Consider the following 19,725-nt stretch of genomic DNA (forward strand, 5'->3'; position numbering starts at 1 on the left):
CAAAGGGCGGCGCGCTCACTCGGCGGCGATGCGGTTGTCCTTGACCACCTTGGCCCAGGCCCGGGCGTCCTCGTCCAGGAAGCGCTGGAAGGCCTCGGGCGGCTCGCCCACCGGCGTCAGGCCGTAGCCCTGCAGCTTGGCCCGGAATTCAGCCCCGGAGACAATGCGCTGGGACTGCGCCAGCAAAGCCGCCAGCACCTGCGGCGGCGTTCCCCTGGGCGCGAAGATGCCGTGCCACGAGTCGCCCACGAAGCCCGGGAACAGCTCGGCGATCGCCGGCACGTCGGGCAGGGCCTCGATGCGCTGCGGACTGGTGACGCCCAGCGCGCGCACCTTGCCCGCCTTCACCTGCGGGATGGCGCCCGTGCTGGCGTCGAGCGCGATATCGACCCGCTGCGCGATCACGTCCGGCAGGAAGTAGTCCTTGTAGGGCACGTGGGTCATCGCGATGCCGGCCTGGTTGAGCCAGCGGGCCATCGCCACGTGGGTGCCCTGCCCGATGCCGGCGCTGGCGTAGGTCATCGCATCCGGCCGGGCCTTGGCCTCGCGCACCAGGTCCTGCAGCGACCGGATCTTCGACTCGTTGGAAATCACCATCACATAGGGGACGGACAGGATCCGCGTCACCGGCACGAAGTCCTCGGCCGTGTACGGCAGCTTCTTGTAGACGTAGGGGTTGATCGAGAAGGTGTTGTTCACCGTCCAGAGCAGCGTGTAGCCATCCGCGGGTGCATTGGCCGCGGCCTGCGCCGCGATGATGGTGCTGGCGCCGGACCGGTTCTCCACCACCACCGGCTGGCCGGTGGCCCGGGCGAACGCGTCGCCCCACAGCCGCGCGATCACGTCGGGCGACGTGCCGGCGGGAAACGGCACGATGAGCTTCACGGGGCGCGCGGGGTACGGCGCCTGGGCGAGCGCGCCGCCCGTGGCCGCGGCCATCCACAGGCCTGCCATGCCGATCGCGGTGCGCCGCGAGATCCTGGTCGATGTCATTTCTTGCCTCTCTGCTTGTCTTCGTTGCGAGTTCAGGGAACGCCGGCTGGCGCTCAGGCCTTCAGGTCGAGCCGCCGCACCAGCGGCGGGAAGTCCGCCATGTCCTGCCGGATGGTGGCCTCCAGCGCCGTCGGCGCACCGCCGACCAGCTCCCAGCCGTTGACCTGCGCCCGGGCCTTCATCTGCGTGTCGGCGAGCGCCAGGTCCAGGGCCTTGTTCAGGCGCGCGATCACCGCGACCGGCGTCGCGCGCGGCACCGCCAGCCCGATCCAGAACGAAGGGTCGAAGCGCGGGAAGCCGGACTCGGCCAGCGTGGGCACCTCGGCCATCGAGCCCAGTCGGCGCGAGCCCGTCTGCGCCAGGGGCACGAGGGTGCCGCCCTTCAGGCCTGCCTGCGCCGAAGAGAAGTCCAGCAGCGCCAGCTGCACCTCGCCGCCCATCAGCCCGGTGATCAGCGGCCCCGATCCCTTGTACGGGACATGGACCAGCTCGATGCCGGCCAGCGCCTTGAACTGCTCGATGGCGATGTGGTTGGTCGCGCCGATGCCGGCGCTGCCGTAGAACAGCTTGCCCGGCTGCGCCTTGGCCTGGGCGATGAACGCGTGCAGCGTGCGCCAGGCCGACTTGGCCGGCGTCGCGAGGATGCCGACGGCGCGCAGGGCCAGGCCCACCGGGGCGAGGTCGCGCACCGGATCGACCTGTGCGCCCTGCTGCACCAGCGGCGCGACGATGTGGTTCGAGCGCGAGGTCACCAGCACCGTGTAGCCATCGGGCGGCGCATTCGCGACCACCGCCGTGCCGATCAGGCCCGAGGCGCCCGGCCGGTTGTCGATCACCAGCGGCTGGCCCAGTTCCGCGCGCATCGATTCGGCGAGGAAGCGGGCGACGATGTCCGAGGGACCGCCGGGCGGGTTGGGCACGACCAGCTTGATGGGACGCTCGGGGAAGGCATCGGCCGCCCACGCGCTGCGCGTGCCGGCCAGGGGTCCGAGCGCCGCCAGCGCGCCGGCCACGAAGACTCTGCGGTTCGTCATGGTGTGGTCTCCGTGAGCGTTGACGTCGACGTGGCCGACCGCATGGCGGTGTGTCCGCCGAGGGTCTCGGCCACCCAGTCGGCGATCCAGGCCCCGGCGTTGGCCGAGTTGTCGAAGCTCGAGTGCTGCACGCCGCCCTCGCGCTCGGTGAACACCTTCAGCTGGCGCGCGGGGCTGTTGACGAGCTGGTCGTAGGTGCGTTGCGCCCAGTGCAGGGGAATCTGGGAATCCTTCCGGCCGTGCGTGACGAGGAAGGGCACGCGGATCCGCTCCACCACGCCATCGAGGTGGATGCGCTCGGCGATGCGCATGAACTCTTCCTGGTCCTTCGCACCCCAGACCCAGCGCACGTGCTCCCAGTAGTGCGGGACCGGCAGGCTGCCCTCGCGCGCCAGCCGCTGGCGCTGCACGTCGCGCCAGTCATGGTTGGCGCCCCACACCACGCCGCAGGCGAAGCGCGGCTCGAACGCCACCGCGCGCGGACAGAAATAGCCCCCGAGCGACACGCCCTCCAGGCCGATGCGGGCCGGGTCGATGTCGGCACGCCGCTCGAGCCAGTCGACGACCGGCGCGGCCCAGCGCTCCGACTCGACCAGCGCGGTCAGGCCATGCAGGCGCAGGGCCTCGCCCGAACCCGGCTGGTCGATGACGAGCGACGCGACGCCGCGCTGCGCCAGCCAGCGCGGCAGGCCGACGCGGTACTTCATCTCCTTGGTCGAGTCGAGCCCGTTGACCTGGACCAGCACCGGTGCGCGTCCACCGGGCGGCACGCCCTCGGCGCGCACGTAGAGGCCGGCGATGTGCGCCTCGCCGTAGGGGATCTCGACGCGCTCGCAGTTCTCGCCCGCAAGCCGCACGCCGCGCGCGAAGGTCTCGAGGAAGCGGCGGTAGAGCGCGGCGCGCCCCGGCGCACCGTGGGCTTGCAGCCGCTCCGCCGTGATCAGGTAGGTGGCGGCCCGTGCCAGCTTGTCGCCGGCCGAGATCAGACGTCCCCTCGCTTCGTCCTCGTGCGCGAGTTCGACGAGCTGGTCGGCCATGCGCTCCCAGCTTTCGCGGAAGGCGATGGAGGCGGCGGCATCGGGTTGGCGCGCGGCCGCCTGCAGCGGTGCGCACATCGCCTCGATCTCGCCGATGCGCGCGCCCATCTCGATCGCCAGGTCGACCGAAAGATTCCAGACGTAGTGGGTGGGAAAGTACTTGAACATGTGTCTCCTGTTTTTCTGCTGGGCCTCGCCCGTCGCGCCGCGCCGATGCTAGCCAGACGCGGCGCGGCCGACGAATGGTTCTTTCCGATGCGAGGTATGGCGCGGACTCATACCTGGGCCGCGATCGGCTCCAAGCCATCCGACACCAGCGTGCCGCCGTCGACCACCAGCGTCTGTCCGCTGATGAAGGCCCCGGCCGCGGCCGCCAGCAGCACGGCGACGCCTGCGACCTCGTGCGGCTCGCCGACGCGGCGCAGCGGCGTCAGCGCAAGGCGGCGCGCCATGAAGCCCTCGTCGGCCATCAGGCCGGCGGCCAGCGGCGTGCGGATCAAGCCCGGCGCGATCGCGTTGGCGCGCACGCCGAACGGCCCCCACTCCACGGCCAGGTTGCGTGCCATCTGCGCGAGCGCCGCCTTGGTCAGGCCGTAGAGCCCGATCGCGCGGTTGCCGCGCAGCGCCGCGATGCTGGCCATCAGGATCACGCAGCCGGTCCTGCGCGCGGCCATCGGCGGTACCAGCGCCGCACACAGGGCCTGGGCGCTCGCCAGGTTCACCTGGAACACCCGGTCCCAGTCGGCGCGTTCGGTGGCGAGCCCCGGCCCGGCGGGGCCCTGCATGCCGGCATTGCAGACCAGCGTGTCGATGCGGCCGAACACCGCCGCGGCGCGCGCCCCCAGCGCCTCGGCCTGGCCGGGCTCGGCCAGGTCCGCGGCCTGCACTTGCGCTCGCACCCCGCTGTCACGGCAACGCGCGGCCACGGCCTCGGCGGCCGCAGCGTCGCGGTCCGAGAGCACCAGATCGGCGCCCTGCCCCGCATAGGCCAGCGCGATGGCCTGCCCCAGCCCGCCCGCGGCGCCCGTCACCAGGGCCACCTGGCCGCGCAGGCCGAAGAGTCCGGGGGCGGATGCCTCACTCAAGCTTCACCCCCACGTCGTGGATGACCTTGCCCCAGCGCGCGGTCTCGGCGCGGATCAGGTCGCCGAACTCGGCCCGCGAGCTCGGGGCGATCACCAGACCGAGCTCGGTGTAGCGCTGCACCACGTCGGGCGACTGCACCGCCTTCACGAGTTCGTCGTGCAGCAGGTTGGCGATCGGCTCGGGCGTGCCCGCCTTCACCATGACGCCGGTCCAGCCCGGCACGTTGAGCGCGGGCAGGCCCAGCTCGGCGATCGTCGGCACCTGCGGGAGCTGCGCCAGCCGGCGCTCGCTGCCCACGACCGCGAGCGCGCGGACCTTGCCCTCCCGCACCAGCGGGATGCTGCTCGGCGTCACGTCCAGCATGAGGTCGATGTGGCCGGCCAGCAGGTCCTGCACCGCGGGCGCGCCGCCCTTGTAGGCCACATGGGTGAGTCGGCCCTTGGTCTCGCCGGCGAGCATTTCCATCCAGATGTGCGGCTGGCTGCCCATGCCGTAGGAGCCATAGTTGAGACCCTTGTCGCGGGCGGCCTGCAGCAGGTCCTGCCAGGTCTGCAGCCGGCTGCTGGCGGGCACGATGACGATCGTGGGCGAGACCAGCAGGCGCGTGAGCGGCGTGAAATCCCTCAGCGTGTCGTAGCTCAGCTTCGGGTACAGGCCCGCGTTCATCGAGAAGGGTCCCAGGTCGCCATACAGCAGCGTGTAGCCATCCGCCGGCTGCTGCTTCGCGAAGTTCACGCCGATCTGGCCGCCGGCCCCGGGCCGGTTGTCGACGACGACGGGCTGCTTGAGGCTCGCCGAGAGCTTCTGCGCCAGCATGCGCGACAGCGCGTCGCCGAAGCCGCCCGCGGGATACGGCACGACCCAGGTGATCGGACGGGTGGGATAGGCCGGCGCGGCCTGGGCGAAGGCGGTGGAAGCCAGCGGGAGCACGGGCAGGAGCGGCAGCGCCGCGGCGCCGCGCAGGAGACGGCGGCGGGTCAGGGTCGGAAAGGTCATGGTGGAAGGCTCGGGTGCCGTGGATGAAAGGAGAGGGTCAGGCCCAGGCCGGGGCGGCGGCGTCGGGGTCGCGGAAATCGGGCTCGAGCGCACGGCGCACCAGCGCTTGCGGCGTGCCGTCGTCGCGCAGGCCGAGGGCCCGCGCGGCGCGGTCGTCGAGCGCGGGGTAGCGGCCGAAGACGGCCTCGACGGCCGGCTGCGGCGCGTAGCGCACCAGCCGCTCGCCCTCGACGCCGTGGACCTGCGCGAGCGTTCGAACCACCTGCGCGATCGACAGCCGCAGCACCGGCAGCGGCCAGGCGCGCCCGGCGGTCGCCGCATCGGGTCCCGCGACCTCCATGCCCGCGGCGTGCACCAGGTTCTGCGCGCAGCGGCGGGCGGACATCCACCAGGCCGTGGCCTCCGGACCGACGGGGCAGGTGAAGGGCTCGCCGGCCGCCAGCGCGTGCATCAGCTCGCTCATGAAGGCCGACGCCAGGCCTGACGGCGCCCGTGGGCGCGCGACGATGCCAGGCAGGCGCAGCGCGCGGCCATCGAGCAGGCCGCGCCGCGTGAAGTCGGCCAGCAGGATCTCGCAGGCCAGCTTGTGGGCGCCGTAGACCATCGGCGGACGCAGCGGCGTCGTCGGCGTCACGGGATCGGGCAGCGCGCTGCCGTACACCGCGATGGTGCTGGCGTAGACGACGACGGGCGGGCGCCCGCCCGGCGCACGGCCGGCCAGGGTCTGGAACAGGTCGAGCGTGGCGTCGAGGTTCACGCGCCGGCTCAGCAACGGATCGGCCTCGGCCGCGCCGCCGGGCACCGCGGCGAGGTGGAAGCAGAGATCCGGCGCCAGCTCGGCGATGCGCTGGTGGACCGCCCGGCTGGCGAGGTCGCCCTCGATCGCGAGCACGCCGTCGTTCTGCTGCAGCCGGTGGTCCAGGGCGACCAGCGTGTCGATCGGCCGGCCACCGATCCTTCCTTCGGCCAGCAGAAGCCGCACCAGGTGGTCACCGATGAAGCCCCCGGCGCCGGTCACGAGCACCTTCATCCTCAGTCCTCGAAGATGGCCACGGCCCGCGTCCAGCCGGCGGAAGCGCCGCGGATCTTGTGCGGGAAGCAGCAGATGGTGAAGCCGTCGCCCGGCAGGGCTTCGAGGTTGTGCAGCTTCTCGAGGTGGCAGTAGCCGATGTCGCGGCCGGCCTTGTGGCCTTCCCAGATCAGCGAGGTGTCGCCGGTCTCGGCGATGCGCCGGGCCGTGTGGGCGAACGGGGCATCCCAGCTCCAGGCGTCGGTGCCGGTCAGCCGCACGCCGCGCTCGAGCAGGTACATGGTGGCCTCGTAGCCCATGCCGCAGCCGGCCGAGACATAGTCGCCGTGGCCGTAGCGTTCGCCCGCGCGCGTGTTGACGACCACGATGTCCATCGGGCGAAGTTCGTGGCCGATGCGCTGCAGCTCGGCCTCGACATCCTTCGCAGTGGCGACGTAGCCATCGGGAAAGCCGCGGAAGTCGAGCTTCACGCCGGGCCGGAAGCACCAGTCGAGCGGCACCTGGTCGATGGTGATCGATGGCCGGCTGCCGCCCAGCTTCGCATCTTGCGTCGAATGAAAGTGGTACGGCGCATCGAGATGGGTGCCGTTGTGCGTGGACAGGCTCACCCACTCCGCAGCCGCCGCCTCGCCGTCCGGATAGTCCTCGGCCTTGGTGCCGGGGATCAGCTGCATGAACTCGGGCAGCGTGTCTGCGTGCTTCTGGTAGGTGATCTTCGGCGCCAGCGGCGGCGGGTCCGAGAGCACATCGTTCTCGAGATAGATCGACAGGTCGACAAAGCGCGGCATGGCGGTCTCCCCTCAGGCCTGCGCCGGCGGCGCCTGCACGATGCGCTGGTCGATCGCGCCGAACACCGGCCGGTCGTTCCAGCGCGCCTCCATGCGGACACGGTCGCCGAAGCGCATGAACGGCGTCGCGCTCGCACCCTGCTCGATCAGCTCGATCGCGCGGCGCTCGGCGATGCAGGCCGAGCCTTTCGCGCCGCCCGCGTTGGACACGGTGCCCGAGCCGATCAGCGTGCCGGCCGACAGGCGGCGCGTGGTCGCCGCGTGCGCGATGAGTTCGTCGAAGCCGAAGTTCATCTCGCGCCCGTTGGGCTCGCCGAACCAGCGGCCGTTGTAGTCGACCGCGAGGTCCAGGTGGACGCGCGCCTCCTGCCACGCCGCGCCGATCTCGTCGGGCGTGACCGCCACCGGCGCGAAGCTGGACGAGGGCTTGGCCTGAAAGAAGCCGAAGCCGGTGCGCATCTCGCGCGGCCCGAAGGCGCGCAGGCTGACATCGTTGATCTGGACCAGCAGCAGGATCCGGCTGCGGGCCGCGGCAGCCGAGCAACCCATCGGCACGCTGTCGACGATGACGCCGAACTCGCCCTCGAAGTCGATGCCATGGGCCACGTCGGGCAGCGGCAGGTCGTCGTGGGCCCCAAGCAGGTCGTCGGAGCCGCCCTGATACATCAGGGGCACCTTGTCGCTGTCGGGGATCGGATCGATGTTGAAGGCCCGCTCCATCAAGCGGCCGTGGTTCAGGAAGGCCGACCCGTCGCACCACTGCGGCGCGCGCGGCAACGGGGCCGCGGCGGCCGCGGGGTCGAAGTCGAAGGCGTCCGCGGCGGTGCCGGCGTTCAACGCCTCGTAGCGCGCGGCCAACTGGGGTGCGGTGTCGCTCCAGCGCTCGATCGCGTCGAGCATCGACGGTGCGATGTCGTCTGCGGCGACGGCGCGCTGCAGATCGCGCGAGACGACGACCAGGCGGCCGTCCTTGTGGCCGTTCTTCAGGGTGGCGAGCTTCATGCGGGGATCTCTTCGTTCCAGTGGACAGGGGCCAGCCCCGCCACCGGGGAGCGAAAGCTGGGCAGGGTGGTGCCGCGCAGGCTGCCGAGGTAGACGGTCTGGAGGTCCGGGCCGCCGAAGGTCAGGCTGGCCATCCAGGGGGCCAGGGTCCCGCAGGCGGCGGCCATGATCTCGGGTGTCAGCGTGCGGGCCTCGTAGTGAGCGTCGAGCGCGCGCGTCGCCTCGGGGTTGCCGTCGTCGAGCAAGGTCAGCAGATCGCCCTCGGGCGTGATCGCCACCAGCCGGTCGCTCATCACCAGGGTGACCCAGAGGTTGCCGAAGGCGTCGAAGGCAAAGCCGTCCGGAAAGCCCGGCAGGCGCTGCGGGCCGTAGGTCTCGCGCGCGCCCAGCGCGCCGTCGGCGAGCACCTTGAGCCGCGAGATGCGGCGGGCATTGCTTTCCACCACATAGAGCCACTCCTCCCTGGCATCCATGCGGACCTCGTTGGTGCCCTCGAGGCCGTCCGCCACGATGCGCACGCCGCGCTCGTCGATGCACGCGATGTAGCCGTCGCGCGCGCGGGCGTTGATGGAATCGGTCCAGGGCTGCATGCGGGTGGTCACGGTGAGCCAGAGGCGGCCGCGCCGGTCCCGCAGCACGAAGTTGGCCTTGCCCAGCGGCTGGCCGTCGATCCGATCGAAGAGGCGGCGCACCCGGCCCTCGCGGTCCATGACCTCGACCGCATCGCTGCCCCAGTTGGCGATGAGAAGGTCGCCCCCGGGCAGGAACGCGAGGCCGTTGGGCAGCGACCCCTGGCTCAGGACATAGCGCGTGCCGAAGTCCGCCGCCGCCGCATCGCCCGGTGCGGCCGGCGCGACGAGGCGCTGGCTGCCGTCGGCGGCGATGCGCATCACGCCGCCGCGCGCATCCGCGGCCCACAGCGTGCCATCGCGCTCGGCCAGCACGCATTCGGGCCGCTGGAGCCCGTGGCCGACATGGCGGATCGCGGCCCGGTCGACCTGCCAGCCGAGAAGAGGATTGTTTGGGGTCATGCTGCTTCGAAAAAGTGGGCGCAGCATAGGCGCGACCCCCGGGTGCGCACCAACCGAATCTTTCGATGGCAGGCATCGCGCGCACGGATACCTCGCACTGTCCTAAGATCGGCCGCATCCCAAGGAGACTGCCCGCATGCGCTCTCAACGCATCGACCTGAATCTGCTGATCGCGCTCGACGCCCTGCTCGCCGAGAGCAACGTCACCCGCGCGGCCGAGCGCATGCACCTGACGCAGTCCGCGATGAGCGGCGTGCTGGCGCGCCTGCGCGACTACTTCGAGGACCCCCTGCTGGTGCCGATGGGCCGCAGCATGCAGCTCACGCCGCGGGCGGAGAGCCTGGCCGAGCCGGTGCGCAAGATCCTGCTGCAGGTGGATGCCACGCTGGGCGTGAAGCCCGAGTTCGAGCCGGCGACGGCCGAGCGGCATTTCCGGGTCATCGCCTCCGACTACGTGACGCAGGTGCTGCTGGCCGAGGTGCTGCGCCGGATCGCGCAGATGGCGCCGCACCTGAGCTTCGACGTGCGGCCGACGCACAGCGGGATGGCGCAGGACCTGGACCAGGGCCGCGCCGACTTTCTGGTGACGCCGGCGCACCTGACGCTGCCCGAGCATCCGCAGGCCGTGCTGTTCGACGACACCTACCACGTCATCGCCTGCCAGCAGAACGCCGAGCTGCGCGACGGCCTGACGCTCGAACAGTACCGGTCGCTGGGGCACGTCGTGTACCAGGCGGAACAGGGCGACAACCCGTGGTTCGAGCAGTGGTACGCCAACCAGCATGGCAACACGCGCCGCGTCGAGGTGGTGGCGCACGGCTTCCTGCTGATGCCGCGCTTCGTCGTCGGCACCCGCCGCATCGCCACCGTCCAGACCCGGCTGGCGAAGCAATTCGTCCAGGCGATGCCATTGACCCTGCTGGAGCCTCCGCTGAACACCCCACGGTTGACCGAGGTCCTGCAATGGCACCGCTATCGCGACGACGATCCCGGCGTGCGCTGGGTTCGCGGGCAGATCATCGCGCTGGCCGAGGTCATGCCTGCGATCTGAGGCGGGCGATCTGCCGGCCACTGCGCATGCGGCAGCGTCGGCCGTTGCGGCGACTGGCCCGACCGGTTCGTCGTCAGCCCGCCTCGACCACCGCAGCCAGCTTTTCGAACAATTCCTGCGCGAGGTTGAGGTCGCGGCGCGAGCCTTCGGGCGTGGCGTTCACCATCACCGAGACCGTCGCCTCGCGGGACGCCAGGTTCATGGTCGCGACCTGGAAGCCGACGCCGCTGCCCGTATGTCCCCACCAGTCGCCGATCTGTCCGATCCCCAAGCCGTAGCGGTCGTACTCGGGGCCGTTGGTGACCGCACGCGCACGCGACTTGCGCAGGCTCTGGAGTTCCGCACCGAGCAGCGAGCCGCGACCCAGCGCGTCGCCCCACACGAGCAGGTCGGCCAGCGTCGATGCCATGGCGCCGGATCCCGCCAGCGAAGTCGGGCTGATGAGCGGTTGGTCGTCGGCGACACCCGTGACGACATCGACCGCATACGGCGTCGGGGTCGGCGGCGGCAGGTTGGCCGACGAGGGATAGCGCGTGCCGTTCAGCCCGAGCGGCCTGAAGATTCGCGCGGCCAGCAGGTCGCCCAGCAGCTGGCCGGTCACCGCTTCGATCACCATGCCGAGCAGCACCGTGTTGGTGTTGCTGTACTGGTACTGCTCGCCGGGAAGAAAGGCCGGCTTCACGGCGAACGAGAAGGCGACGAGTTGCTGCGGCGTCCAGACGTGCAGCGTGTCCTTGACGAAGACCTCGAAGAAGCCCGGCTGCATCGAGTAGTCGGCCAGTCCGCTCTGGTTGCCGGCAAGGTCGGCCAGGTCGATCAGGTTTCCATTCGGCACGCCTGCGACATAGCGCTCGATCTTGTGGTCCAGCGCAAGCTGGCCGGATTGCACCAGTTGAAGAAGCAGCGTCACCGTGAACGACTTGGTCACGCTGCGGATCGGGAACGTGCTGTTCAGCGCCATCGGCGTGGCGCGGGCGACGTCGGCCAGCCCGAAGGCTCGCATCCAGGGGGTCTGGCCGGCCACGTTCACGCCGGCCAGGATGCCCGGCGGGTGATAGGTCGCGAAGATGCTGTCGACCGCCTCGACGCAAGCGGCGTCGCGGGAATTCGCGGCCAGGGCGACAAGCACGCCCGAATCGCCCGAGCCGCCACCGCCGCACGAGGCCAGCCACGGCGCCAGGGCCGCCGCACCGGCCCAGCGGCCGAGCTGACGACGCGAAAGATCGAAACGCATGCTCTACCTCTCGACGGGTGCGCGGGGTTGCGCTCCGACGCATCCTAATCCAGAGCCCCGCGCCTGCGCGCTCAGTCCTTGCTGAATGCCCGCGCTGCCTCCGCCGTGTCCAGTGCCTCGCGAAGCCGCTTGATCTTGCCTCCCTCCGCAATGAGCAGGCCGGCATAGGTTTGCCGGTAGAGCTTGCCGGTGTCGATCACGTGTGCCTCGACGGCGTATTCGCCGAAGACCCGGTCGGGCGTATCGATCCACAACTTGAAGTCCTGGAATCGGAAGTCCGGTATTTTCGCCAGCAGCCCGGAGATCAGCTGCTCGATGGCCGCGGGCCCCTGGGCGTGCGCCTTGACGGTCGGAAGTTCGAGTACGCCGTCCTCCGCAAAGAGGGCTGCGGCGGCGGCCGGCGTGCGGATGCTGGCCTGGTAGGCTTCAAGCAGTTCGAGAGCGGTTTTCATGGTGCCTGCCTCAGACCTGGGCCATGCCGCCATCGGCGAAGAGCTCGATGCCGTTGATGAAGGACGCGTCGTCCGAGGCGAGGAAGACCGCTGCCTTGGCCACATCCTCGGGCTGCCCGATCCGCCCGACAGGAATCTGCGCGGTCAGGTGGTCGAGCAGCCCTTGCTGCTGCGCCGCGTCCGGCCCGGCGAGCTCGACCAGGCCCGGCGTGCGGATCGGCCCCGGCGACAGCGTGTTGACGCGGATCGCACGGCCCTGGAGATCCAGAACCCAGCTGCGCGCGAGATTGCGGACCGCGGCCTTGGTGGCGCTGTAGATGCTGAAGTTCGCGGTGCCTGAAACCCCGGCCGTCGAGCCGGCCAGGATGACCGATGCGCCGTTGGCCGCCTGGTCGAGCAGCGGCAGCGCCTTCTGCACCGTGAACACGACCCCCTTGACGTTGCGATCGAAGGTCTGGTCGAAATGCGCCTCGGTGATGGCGCCCAGCGGCAGCATCTCGCCGCCGCCTGCGTTGGCGTACAGCACGTCGATGCGGCCGTGCTGCGACCTGACCGTCTCGTACAGGCGATCCAGGTCGTCGAGCCGGGTCGAATCGGCCTGCACACCGGTCGCATTGGCGCCGATGGCCGCCACGGCCGCGTCGAGTTCGGCCTGGCGGCGGCCCGTGATGTAGACGAATGCGCCTTCTGCCGCGAAGGCCTTCGCGGCGGCGAGGCCGATGCCCGTGGTGCCGCCCGTGATGACCGCGACCTTGTCTGCGAGTTTGTTGCCCATGTCTTGCTCCAGTTGTTGAGAGGGTGAGCGAAGCTTATTGAGTTCACATCAATGAATAAAGATTGAAATCTTGACTTGTTAATTTCCATGGATGAATAATCTGTCGCGAAGCCACTGATTTGCCCCTGCATGGACCAACTGCTAGCCTTGCGCGTCTTCGTTCGGATCGCCGAGTCGGGCACGTTCTCGAAGGCTGCCGATTCGATGAACATCCCGCGCCCGACGGTGACCAAGCTCGTGCAGGACCTCGAGCGCCATCTCGCCACCAAGCTGCTGCATCGGACGACCCGGCGGGTCAGCGTGACGCCGGAGGGTGCGGCCTATTACGAGCGCGCCAAGCGCCTCATCGGCGACCTCGACGAGATGGACGAAGGCGCCGGTCGCGCACGGGCTCAGCCGCGCGGCCGCATTCGCGTCGACATCGGCTCGGTGCTGGCCAACATGATCCTGATCCCGGCGCTGCCGGGCTTTCGTGCGCGTCATCCGGACCTGCACATCGACCTGGGCGTCAGCGATCGGCCGATCGACCTGATCGGCGAAGGGGTCGACTGCGTGATTCGCGGCGGCGAACTGGCCGACACCACCCTGGTCGCGCGGCGCATCGCCGACCTCGATTGGGTGACCTGCGCGAGCCCCCTGTACCTCGGTGCGCGCGGCGTGCCGAAGCATCCGTCGGAGCTGCTGCCCCGCGAGCCGGAGGCGAAGCAAACCACGCGGGTGCCGGGCCATGCCATCGCCGGCTACTTCTCGTCGCTCACCGGCCGGGCCTTCCCGCTCGAGTTCCGCAAGGCAGACGAGCAGATCCTGGTGCAAGGGCAGGTCGTCGTCGCGGTCAACGAGAGCACGGCCCACCTGAGCGCGCTGCTCGCGGGCGTCGGCCTGGGGCAGGCCTTCAAGTTCATGGTCGCGCCTCACCTGCAGAGCGGAAGGCTTCGCACCGTGCTCGACGACTGGCGCCGCCCGCGGCAACCGCTTCACGTGGTCTATCCGGGCAGCCGGCACCTGAGCGCCAAGACGCGGCTGTTCGTCGACTGGGTGGCGGAGGTGTTTGCGCCGTTCGACGACCGCTGAGGTCGGGTCGAGGCCCCGGGCCCCTCGGTGCCCCGGCGGGGGTCACGTTCTCACCCGCGACGACGGGCTCTTCCTACGCGCCATGAATGCCGCCCGCGCAAGAGTTCGGGATCTGCCACTCTGACGCCGCCGGCGCGCGGCCTGAAAGTCACCATGATCTCCACCTTCAGCCTCGACCCCTCGATGGTTGCGACCATCGGCGGGGCCTTCTATCCCACAGGCTATTCGATGGTCATGTTCCCGGACGAGGCGACTGCGGTGGCCGTGGCCACCGACTTGAGCACCGAACTGACAGAGCTGCAAATCTTCCTCCTTCCACCGTCGACCGTTTTCTCGCAACTCACGCCCACGGTCAGCGACGCCGACGACCCCCTGCCCTCCGCCGGCACCGAAGGCGCCACCGTGCGCGCCTACACGAAGCTGGCGAAGGAGGGGCACCACGGGCTCCTGGTGGAAACGCCGAACGAGGACACGGCTCAGCGGATGATGGAAGTGGTACGGCGCCACCCCTACTCGATCGCGCAGCGCTATCGCATGCTGGTCATCGAAGACCTGTGAGACCGCTGGCGGCGTCGACCCCGCACCGGACCACGGCGCGCGGGTCGGCCCCGCCTCCGGGCGCACGCATCATCGCCGAGGCGTGGGTCCGGCGGCACCTTGACGTGCGCAGAAGCGGGCTCGCATCCTGGCCGTGAGACCCCACAGCAAGAGGAGGTTCGCCAACAGGCCGACGCAGACCACCAATGCGGCGCGATCGGCGAAGCCGGCGCTCAAGTCGAGCACCAACAGGGCCAGGGACCATGGCAGCGCGCAGAGCACGGCAACGACCAGCCAGATGCTCTGTTCGCTCGGCCGCAGCGCGGCGGCCGCCATGGGGATCGCGACGGCAGAGGCGATCGCTGGCGCCCACCATGCGTGGCGGTACCAGAGCGGCGGGAGAGGGCTGGTCATGCCCGAAATTGTGGAGGGACGAGGGCCGTCGCGTCCGCGCAATTTCGCACGCTGACATGCTGGATCTGAAGCTTGTCGCGTGCCGCCCACAGGCAGCCACGAAGTCCCGCTTCGCCGCCACCCCGCGGCAGGCAGCACTCGTTCCGGAGGCTTCGTGTCACGGTTGCCGCGTTCGCCGGCCTTTGCCGGTGGCCGAGTCGTCCCGGGCGTTCGGGTCGACGATCCGGACCACGAGGTCGCCCGCCAGCGTTCTGAAGGTGTCGTAGCGATCGGCGCACTCCAGCGGTTCCCCGTTGTCGAGATAGAACTTCGGCTCTCGCCTTTTTTCGACCGGTCCGTACGCTGTCCTGACAAGGAACGTCTGCGTTCGGCGAAACACGATGTGCATCCGGCCATCGGTGCCGAATGCCCGAAAGATGTCGGTTTGCATGGTGCGCTGCGACCGCAATGCTGAAGCCGCCACTCTCGGCCACGGCCGCGCGCCAACGCGTAAGAAGTTCATGCAAGCGCAGTAAGGCGGCGTCTGACTTCGCGCGATCCTGGAGCGCGCCTGCGACCCACGGGGGCGGCCTAGCGACCGTCGCGTGTTCCCGGCGCATCCGCTCGCAGCAGGGCTTGGCGTGCACGCCGCGCGGCCAGTTGCAGCCAATGGGCATCGACGCGGGGCCGGCTCAGGGGCTCGTCCGGATAGTGAAACCGCAAGAGCTCGTTTCTCCCCTCCTCCGTGATCGCGAGCACCCTTGCGGCGCGCTCCGGCGGCTCGTCCATCAAGGCCAGCACCCAGCCGGCCCGCCGCAGGCTCCTGATCGCATCGATGTCTGCCGCCGCATGGAAGGCTTGTGGCAGCGGCGTGCCGGCGATCTGCCGCAAGAACTCGACGGACATGACATCTCCTCGCAAGATTTCGAATCGGCGGGAAGCCTAGCGCGCGCCGTCCGCCGACCCTGTCGGCGCCATCGAAAAGATCCTGTCGGTGTCGGGCCTACATCGCCGCCGACCGGAGCGGGGTCGCTACAAGGAGCGCATCAAGCCACCGTCGACGCGAATGTTCTGTCCCGTGATGTACGCGCCGCCGTCCGAGCCCAGGAACACGATGGTCGCGGCGACCTCCTCGCTGGTGCCGTAGCGCTGCATCGGCACGCTCTGGCGGCGTTCCTCCTTCGCGGGAAGGCTGTCGATCCAGCCGGGCAGCACGTTGTTCATGCGCACGTTGCTGGCCGCATACTGGTCCGCATACAGCTTGGTGAAGGCGGCGAGCCCGGCCCGGAACACGCCCGAGGCCGGGAACATCGCGCTGGGCTCCACGGCCCAGGCCGACGAGATGTTGATGATCGCGCCGCCCTTCTGCTTCTCCATCACCGGCGTCACCAGCCGCACCGCGCGCACCACATTCATCAGGTAGATGTTCATGCCCGCGATCCACTGCTCGTCGCTCAGCTCGAGCAAGGGCGACTTGGGCCCGTGGCCGGCACCGTTCACGAGCACGTCGATGCGGCCCCAGCGCGCCATCGTCAGGTCGACCAGGCGCGCGAGGTCCTCGTTCGACTGGTTGGAGCCGGTGACGCCGATGCCGCCCAGTTCCTTGCCGAGCGCCTCGCCCTTGCCGGACGAAGACAGAACGGCCACCTCGAAACCGCTGCCCGCCAGCTTGCGCGCGGCGGCGGCTCCCATGCCGCTCCCGCCGCCCACGACCACTGCCACTTTTGCTGCCATGGGTTTCTTTCCTTCGAAGACGAATGCTCGGACGACCCGCGCGGCGGAGGCACCCGCCGGACGCGATGGTCGACATGGTAGCCCCCACGTTCCGTGGCCAGCCCGACAGAAAGCCAGCGGGAGACTTGCGCAATTTACTTGCAATCACGCAAGCAAGTAACTAAGATTCGAGGCATGACTCGAGTTCGTCTCACCTCCCCGGCGCCTGCCGATGCCGCGCCCTCCCAGCCTGCCAATGACGGCTGCACCACCCCTCGCACCCGCCGCACCCAGGCCGAGCGCGTGGCCGAATCCGACCGCCGCATGCTGGAGGCGGCCACCCGCCTGATCGCCAGGCACGGCTACACCCTGACGACGCTCGATGCCATCGGCACGGAGGCCGGCTACAGCCGCGGCCTGGCGCAGCACCGCTTCGGCAACAAGGACCGGCTGCTCGAAGAACTCATCAAGAAGATCGCCGCGGACCACCGCGAGAGGCTTCTCGCCCGGATGAAAGGACTGCGCGGACTCGACGCGCTGTGCTGCGAAATCGACTGCTATCTCGAAGGCATGGACGAGCCCACGGACAACTCGCGGGCCTTCTTCATGCTGATGCACGAATCCCTCGGGCCGGCGCCGCACATCCGCGCCACCTTCGCGGCCATCAGCGCACGCTGGCATCACGCCCTCGCGCGCCAGATCGAGGCCGGGCAGCGGACCGGGCAGATTCGCAGCGACGCCCATCCCGAGCGCGAGGCGCAGTTGCTGATCGCCACCGCCCGCGGCCTGCGCACCCAATCGATGCTCAATCCGCAGACCAGCGACATCGCCACCGCCATCCAGGCCCTGAAAGAGGGCCTGCGCGCCCGGCTCGCGAATCCGACCTCAGGCTGATTCCGCCGCGCCTGCTTTTCCGCCCCGACAACGCAATCCGCCCGACCCGCGTCCGGCGGGGGGGGGCGAGTTCGCCTTTTCGATCCTTCAACTCCACGGAGACAACACCCATCATGCGCACGCCTTGGCTTCGCCCGTTCCTGTGCACGCTGCCATTGAGCCTCGCGGCCTGCTGCGTCCAGGCCGCCGACTTCCCGACCAAGCCCATCCACATCGTCGTGGGCTTCGCGCCTGGCGGCGCTTCCGACATCGTCGCGCGCCTGCTCCAGCCCGAGGTGCAGAAGCGGCTGGGACAACCCATCGTGATCGACAACCGCCCCGGCGCCAACGGCAACATCGCCAACGACGTGGTCGCCCGCGCCGAAGCCGACGGCTACACGCTGCTGCTGGGCAACCCGGGGCCGCTGGTGTTCAACCCCTTCCTCTACAAGCAGGTGCCGGTCGATCCGGCCAAGGCCTTCGAGCCCGTCACCCAGCTCACCGAGAGCCCGATGGTGATCGTGGTGCCGGCCAAGTCGCCGCTGAACTCGGTGGCCGACCTGGTCAGCAGTGCCAAGGCAAAGTCGGGTGGTCTTTCCTACGGCTCGGCCGGCAACGGCAGCTCCATGCACCTGGCCGGCGCAACGCTGCAGATGCGCACCGGCGCGCCGCTGGTCCACGTGCCCTACAAGGGCAGCGGTCCGGCCATCACCGACCTGCTGGGCGGGCAGCTGGACTTCATGCCCGACAGCCGTTCGACCACCATGCCCTTCATCCGCGACGGCCGTCTGCGGCCGCTGGCGGTCACGGGCGATCGCCGCGTCGCCGACCTGCCCGAGGTGCCCACCGTGGCCGAGGCCGGGGTGCCGGACTTCAAGGTGACGACCTGGCTCGGCGTCGTTGCGCCAGCAGGCACACCCAAGCCCGTGATCAAGCGCCTCCACGACGCTTTCAACGAAGCGCTGAAGCAACCCGCGGTCAGGACCCGTCTCGACGAGCTCGGCACCTACCCGATGGGCAGCGCGCCCGAGGCCTTCGGCCGCGCGATGGAACAGGAGCGCAAGGAAGCGCGCCAGTTGGTCCAGCAGACCGGGATGAAGATCGAATGAGCCGCCCGATTCTCGAACTCGCACGCTGCACGGTGTGCGGCGGCACCAGCTTTCCGGCCCGGGTGCCGGGCTGCCGGCACTGCGGCGCGCCACCGGCGCAACTGCGCACCGAAGCCTGCGCCACGCCGGTGTACCTGCAGAACTTCGTGACCGTGCATGCCCCGCTGGCGCCGGGCCTGAAGGTTCCCGCCGTGATCGGCGAAGTGACTCTGGCACCCGGGCTGGTCGAGGAGGCACGCATCGACGTGACGGACGAAAGCACCCTCGTGCCCGGCATGGCACTGGCGCCTGTCTGGCAATCCGACGCGCAAGACGCAGCGGGCAGCTGGGTCTTCCGCCCCCTCGACACGAAAGTGGCCGCATGACGAACACCCACTCCCTGCTGCGCGAGCGCGCCGTGTATGTCGTGGGCATCGGCATGCATCCCTATGGCTTTCCTTCCGAAACGCCCTATGTCCAGCTCGGCCTGCAGGCCGTGCGCGAAGCCCTGGCCGACGCCGGCCTGACATGGCCACAGGTCCGCTCGGCCCTGGTCGGCACGGCCGCGCTCGGCATGGCCGCCGGCCGCGTGATGCTGCGCCACCTGGGTTCGACGGGCCTGGAAGTGCTGCAGGTGGAGAACGCCTCGGCCTCCGGCTCGACGGCCTTCCGCATCGCCTGCCTGCAGGTGGCCAGCGGCGAGCACGACGTGGTGCTGGCGATGGGCGTGGACAAGTTCGGCGATGGCCGGCGCGCCGTGCTGAAGGACGGTCTGACGCCGCTGAGCCCCACCGCCAACGTCCCGCTGGTGAAGTTCGCGCTGCTGGCGCGACGCTGCATGCGCGAGCGGGGCCTGACGCGGGAGGACATGGCCCGCGTCGCGGTCAAGAACCACGGCAATGCCGCGCGCAATCCCTACGCGCAGTTCCGCAAGCCGCGCACGCTGGAGCAGGTTCTGGCCTCGGCGCCCGTGGCGGGCGACCTCACGGCGATGCAGTGCTGCCCGCGCGGCGAAGGCGCGGCCGCGGTGATCGTGGTCTCGGAGGCGGCGCTCCAGCGACTGGGCATCCCGCGCGAACGCGCAGTGCGCGTGCTGGCCTCCACGGCCAGCAGTGAAATGCTGCCGCCCGAGGACACGCCGGCGCTGGTCGACCTGGTGCGCAAGTCCGCCGCCGCCGCGCTCGCACAAGCCGGCATCGCAGCCAGGGACCTGGACATCGTCGAGCTGCACGACGCCTTCACCATCGAGGAGCTGCTCTATACCGAAGCCGTCGGCGTCTGCGAAACCGGCGAAGGCGCGGCCTACGTGGCCCGTGGCGACGCCGACATCGGCGGCCGCTGCGCGATCAACCCGTCGGGAGGGCTGATCGGCATGGGCCATCCGCTCGGCCCCACCGGGATCGGGCAGGTCGCCGAGATCACCCGGCAGCTGCGTGGCGAAGCCGCCGGCCGGCAACACCCCGGCGCCCGGCTGGCGCTGGCCCACATGATCGGCCTCGGCTCGGTGGCCGTGGCCCACGTACTCGCACGCGCCTGACCAA

The 19,725-nt window shown here is 70.1% G+C and carries 23 protein-coding genes; 7 read left to right on the plus strand and 16 right to left on the minus strand.

Going from position 1 to position 19,725, the window contains the following annotated elements:
• Positions 1-15 precede the first annotated feature (15 nt).
• The 9 genes from QTI33_RS15560 to QTI33_RS15600 all read right to left on the minus strand — a co-directional run bounded on the left by QTI33_RS15560 (position 16) and on the right by QTI33_RS15600 (position 8,997).
• The gene (locus tag QTI33_RS15560; RefSeq protein ID WP_286506971.1) at positions 16-993 is read right to left on the minus strand and encodes a Bug family tripartite tricarboxylate transporter substrate binding protein; all 978 of its coding nucleotides are present in this window, start codon (positions 991-993) and stop codon (positions 16-18) included.
• A gap of 53 nt (positions 994-1,046) precedes the next feature.
• Positions 1,047-2,027, minus strand: coding sequence for a Bug family tripartite tricarboxylate transporter substrate binding protein (locus tag QTI33_RS15565; RefSeq protein WP_286506972.1), 981 nt, complete (start codon positions 2,025-2,027; stop codon positions 1,047-1,049).
• Positions 2,024-3,232 (minus strand): alpha/beta hydrolase family protein, encoded by a 1,209-nt coding sequence (locus QTI33_RS15570; protein WP_286506973.1) that lies wholly within the window; start codon positions 3,230-3,232, stop codon positions 2,024-2,026. The genes QTI33_RS15565 and QTI33_RS15570 overlap by 4 nt, the downstream gene beginning before the upstream one ends.
• A 107-nt stretch (positions 3,233-3,339) precedes the next feature.
• Positions 3,340-4,149 carry an SDR family NAD(P)-dependent oxidoreductase gene (locus tag QTI33_RS15575; protein WP_286506974.1) on the minus strand — a complete coding sequence of 270 codons (810 nt, stop codon included), beginning with the start codon at positions 4,147-4,149 and terminating at the stop codon, positions 3,340-3,342.
• Positions 4,142-5,146: a Bug family tripartite tricarboxylate transporter substrate binding protein gene (locus QTI33_RS15580; RefSeq protein ID WP_286506975.1), complete on the minus strand. Its 1,005-nt coding sequence runs from the start codon at positions 5,144-5,146 to the stop codon at positions 4,142-4,144. Before QTI33_RS15580 ends, QTI33_RS15575 begins: the two co-directional genes overlap by 8 nt.
• 37 nt (positions 5,147-5,183) lie before the next feature.
• A complete protein-coding gene (locus QTI33_RS15585; protein WP_286506976.1) occupies positions 5,184-6,176 on the minus strand; it encodes an NAD-dependent epimerase/dehydratase family protein in 993 nt (330 codons plus the stop codon).
• Positions 6,177-6,178: 2 nt separating this feature from the next.
• Positions 6,179-6,964 carry a cyclase family protein gene (locus QTI33_RS15590; protein ID WP_286506978.1) on the minus strand — a complete coding sequence of 262 codons (786 nt, stop codon included), beginning with the start codon at positions 6,962-6,964 and terminating at the stop codon, positions 6,179-6,181.
• Positions 6,965-6,976: 12 nt separating this feature from the next.
• The gene (locus tag QTI33_RS15595; RefSeq protein ID WP_286506979.1) at positions 6,977-7,966 is read right to left on the minus strand and encodes a fumarylacetoacetate hydrolase family protein; all 990 of its coding nucleotides are present in this window, start codon (positions 7,964-7,966) and stop codon (positions 6,977-6,979) included.
• Complete coding sequence (locus QTI33_RS15600; protein ID WP_286506981.1) at positions 7,963-8,997, minus strand: SMP-30/gluconolactonase/LRE family protein; 1,035 nt, start codon at positions 8,995-8,997, stop codon at positions 7,963-7,965. Before QTI33_RS15600 ends, QTI33_RS15595 begins: the two co-directional genes overlap by 4 nt.
• Positions 8,998-9,133: 136 nt before the next feature.
• On the opposite strand from QTI33_RS15600, the gene QTI33_RS15605 reads away from it, so the two are divergent.
• A complete protein-coding gene (locus QTI33_RS15605; protein WP_286506982.1) occupies positions 9,134-10,048 on the plus strand; it encodes a LysR family transcriptional regulator in 915 nt (304 codons plus the stop codon).
• Between the two features lie 73 nt (positions 10,049-10,121).
• On the opposite strand, the gene QTI33_RS15610 is transcribed toward QTI33_RS15605, so the two are convergent.
• From QTI33_RS15610 to QTI33_RS15620, 3 genes are all read right to left on the minus strand, one after another.
• Complete coding sequence (locus tag QTI33_RS15610) at positions 10,122-11,282, minus strand: serine hydrolase domain-containing protein (protein ID WP_286506984.1); 1,161 nt, start codon at positions 11,280-11,282, stop codon at positions 10,122-10,124.
• Between the two features lie 71 nt (positions 11,283-11,353).
• A complete protein-coding gene (locus QTI33_RS15615) occupies positions 11,354-11,734 on the minus strand; it encodes a nuclear transport factor 2 family protein (protein ID WP_286506985.1) in 381 nt (126 codons plus the stop codon).
• A 10-nt stretch (positions 11,735-11,744) separates the two neighbouring features.
• Positions 11,745-12,509, minus strand: a complete 765-nt coding sequence (locus QTI33_RS15620; protein WP_286506988.1) for an SDR family oxidoreductase — start codon at positions 12,507-12,509, stop codon at positions 11,745-11,747.
• Between the two features lie 129 nt (positions 12,510-12,638).
• On the opposite strand from QTI33_RS15620, the gene QTI33_RS15625 reads away from it, so the two are divergent.
• Complete coding sequence (locus QTI33_RS15625; protein WP_286506990.1) at positions 12,639-13,580, plus strand: LysR family transcriptional regulator; 942 nt, start codon at positions 12,639-12,641, stop codon at positions 13,578-13,580.
• A 153-nt stretch (positions 13,581-13,733) separates the two neighbouring features.
• Entirely contained in the window at positions 13,734-14,138 is a 405-nt protein-coding gene (locus tag QTI33_RS15630; protein ID WP_286506991.1) for a hypothetical protein, read from the plus strand.
• A 69-nt stretch (positions 14,139-14,207) separates the two neighbouring features.
• Here the strand turns inward: QTI33_RS15630 and QTI33_RS15635 are convergent, their stop codons facing one another.
• The 4 genes from QTI33_RS15635 to QTI33_RS15650 form a co-directional block, all read right to left on the minus strand.
• On the minus strand, positions 14,208-14,531 hold the full coding sequence (locus tag QTI33_RS15635) for a hypothetical protein (RefSeq protein WP_286506992.1): 324 nt from the start codon (positions 14,529-14,531) through the stop codon (positions 14,208-14,210).
• A gap of 157 nt (positions 14,532-14,688) precedes the next feature.
• Positions 14,689-14,961 (minus strand): hypothetical protein, encoded by a 273-nt coding sequence (locus QTI33_RS15640; RefSeq protein ID WP_286506994.1) that lies wholly within the window; start codon positions 14,959-14,961, stop codon positions 14,689-14,691.
• Positions 14,962-15,101: 140 nt separating this feature from the next.
• Positions 15,102-15,416, minus strand: a complete 315-nt coding sequence (locus tag QTI33_RS15645) for a hypothetical protein (RefSeq protein ID WP_286506995.1) — start codon at positions 15,414-15,416, stop codon at positions 15,102-15,104.
• A gap of 126 nt (positions 15,417-15,542) precedes the next feature.
• A complete protein-coding gene (locus tag QTI33_RS15650) occupies positions 15,543-16,244 on the minus strand; it encodes an SDR family oxidoreductase (protein ID WP_286506997.1) in 702 nt (233 codons plus the stop codon).
• A gap of 174 nt (positions 16,245-16,418) precedes the next feature.
• On the opposite strand from QTI33_RS15650, the gene QTI33_RS15655 reads away from it, so the two are divergent.
• The 4 genes from QTI33_RS15655 (at position 16,419) to QTI33_RS15670 (ending at position 19,721) form a co-directional block, all read left to right on the plus strand.
• The gene (locus QTI33_RS15655) at positions 16,419-17,117 is read left to right on the plus strand and encodes a TetR/AcrR family transcriptional regulator (RefSeq protein ID WP_286506998.1); all 699 of its coding nucleotides are present in this window, start codon (positions 16,419-16,421) and stop codon (positions 17,115-17,117) included.
• Between the two features lie 113 nt (positions 17,118-17,230).
• On the plus strand, positions 17,231-18,205 hold the full coding sequence (locus tag QTI33_RS15660; protein ID WP_286506999.1) for a Bug family tripartite tricarboxylate transporter substrate binding protein: 975 nt from the start codon (positions 17,231-17,233) through the stop codon (positions 18,203-18,205).
• Positions 18,202-18,570 carry a PhlB family protein gene (locus tag QTI33_RS15665; RefSeq protein WP_286507000.1) on the plus strand — a complete coding sequence of 123 codons (369 nt, stop codon included), beginning with the start codon at positions 18,202-18,204 and terminating at the stop codon, positions 18,568-18,570. Before QTI33_RS15660 ends, QTI33_RS15665 begins: the two co-directional genes overlap by 4 nt.
• Entirely contained in the window at positions 18,567-19,721 is a 1,155-nt protein-coding gene (locus tag QTI33_RS15670; protein WP_286507001.1) for a thiolase family protein, read from the plus strand. The genes QTI33_RS15665 and QTI33_RS15670 overlap by 4 nt, the downstream gene beginning before the upstream one ends.
• The last annotated feature ends 4 nt before the right edge of the window (positions 19,722-19,725 follow it).

This window comes from Variovorax davisae (assembly GCF_030316845.1).
Classification (GTDB): Bacteria; Pseudomonadota; Gammaproteobacteria; order Burkholderiales; family Burkholderiaceae_C; genus Variovorax; species Variovorax davisae.

What these genes read in the sequence shown, in the direction of transcription:
- QTI33_RS15665 (WP_286507000.1), top strand. Translation starts at nt 18,202, where the DNA reads ATGAGCCGCCCGATTCTCGAACTCGCACGCTGCACGGTGTGCGGCGGC.
- QTI33_RS15635 (WP_286506992.1), bottom strand. Translation starts at nt 14,531, where the DNA reads ATGACCAGCCCTCTCCCGCCGCTCTGGTACCGCCACGCATGGTGGGCG.
- QTI33_RS15595 (WP_286506979.1), bottom strand. Translation starts at nt 7,966, where the DNA reads ATGAAGCTCGCCACCCTGAAGAACGGCCACAAGGACGGCCGCCTGGTC.
- QTI33_RS15585 (WP_286506976.1), bottom strand. Translation starts at nt 6,176, where the DNA reads ATGAAGGTGCTCGTGACCGGCGCCGGGGGCTTCATCGGTGACCACCTG.
- QTI33_RS15640 (WP_286506994.1), bottom strand. Translation starts at nt 14,961, where the DNA reads ATGCAAACCGACATCTTTCGGGCATTCGGCACCGATGGCCGGATGCAC.
- QTI33_RS15655 (WP_286506998.1), top strand. Translation starts at nt 16,419, where the DNA reads ATGACTCGAGTTCGTCTCACCTCCCCGGCGCCTGCCGATGCCGCGCCC.
- QTI33_RS15560 (WP_286506971.1), bottom strand. Translation starts at nt 993, where the DNA reads ATGACATCGACCAGGATCTCGCGGCGCACCGCGATCGGCATGGCAGGC.
- QTI33_RS15580 (WP_286506975.1), bottom strand. Translation starts at nt 5,146, where the DNA reads ATGACCTTTCCGACCCTGACCCGCCGCCGTCTCCTGCGCGGCGCCGCG.
- QTI33_RS15625 (WP_286506990.1), top strand. Translation starts at nt 12,639, where the DNA reads ATGGACCAACTGCTAGCCTTGCGCGTCTTCGTTCGGATCGCCGAGTCG.
- QTI33_RS15605 (WP_286506982.1), top strand. Translation starts at nt 9,134, where the DNA reads ATGCGCTCTCAACGCATCGACCTGAATCTGCTGATCGCGCTCGACGCC.
- QTI33_RS15590 (WP_286506978.1), bottom strand. Translation starts at nt 6,964, where the DNA reads ATGCCGCGCTTTGTCGACCTGTCGATCTATCTCGAGAACGATGTGCTC.
- QTI33_RS15600 (WP_286506981.1), bottom strand. Translation starts at nt 8,997, where the DNA reads ATGACCCCAAACAATCCTCTTCTCGGCTGGCAGGTCGACCGGGCCGCG.
- QTI33_RS15570 (WP_286506973.1), bottom strand. Translation starts at nt 3,232, where the DNA reads ATGTTCAAGTACTTTCCCACCCACTACGTCTGGAATCTTTCGGTCGAC.
- QTI33_RS15630 (WP_286506991.1), top strand. Translation starts at nt 13,734, where the DNA reads ATGATCTCCACCTTCAGCCTCGACCCCTCGATGGTTGCGACCATCGGC.
- QTI33_RS15670 (WP_286507001.1), top strand. Translation starts at nt 18,567, where the DNA reads ATGACGAACACCCACTCCCTGCTGCGCGAGCGCGCCGTGTATGTCGTG.
- QTI33_RS15660 (WP_286506999.1), top strand. Translation starts at nt 17,231, where the DNA reads ATGCGCACGCCTTGGCTTCGCCCGTTCCTGTGCACGCTGCCATTGAGC.
- QTI33_RS15615 (WP_286506985.1), bottom strand. Translation starts at nt 11,734, where the DNA reads ATGAAAACCGCTCTCGAACTGCTTGAAGCCTACCAGGCCAGCATCCGC.
- QTI33_RS15645 (WP_286506995.1), bottom strand. Translation starts at nt 15,416, where the DNA reads ATGTCCGTCGAGTTCTTGCGGCAGATCGCCGGCACGCCGCTGCCACAA.
- QTI33_RS15620 (WP_286506988.1), bottom strand. Translation starts at nt 12,509, where the DNA reads ATGGGCAACAAACTCGCAGACAAGGTCGCGGTCATCACGGGCGGCACC.
- QTI33_RS15565 (WP_286506972.1), bottom strand. Translation starts at nt 2,027, where the DNA reads ATGACGAACCGCAGAGTCTTCGTGGCCGGCGCGCTGGCGGCGCTCGGA.
- QTI33_RS15610 (WP_286506984.1), bottom strand. Translation starts at nt 11,282, where the DNA reads ATGCGTTTCGATCTTTCGCGTCGTCAGCTCGGCCGCTGGGCCGGTGCG.
- QTI33_RS15650 (WP_286506997.1), bottom strand. Translation starts at nt 16,244, where the DNA reads ATGGCAGCAAAAGTGGCAGTGGTCGTGGGCGGCGGGAGCGGCATGGGA.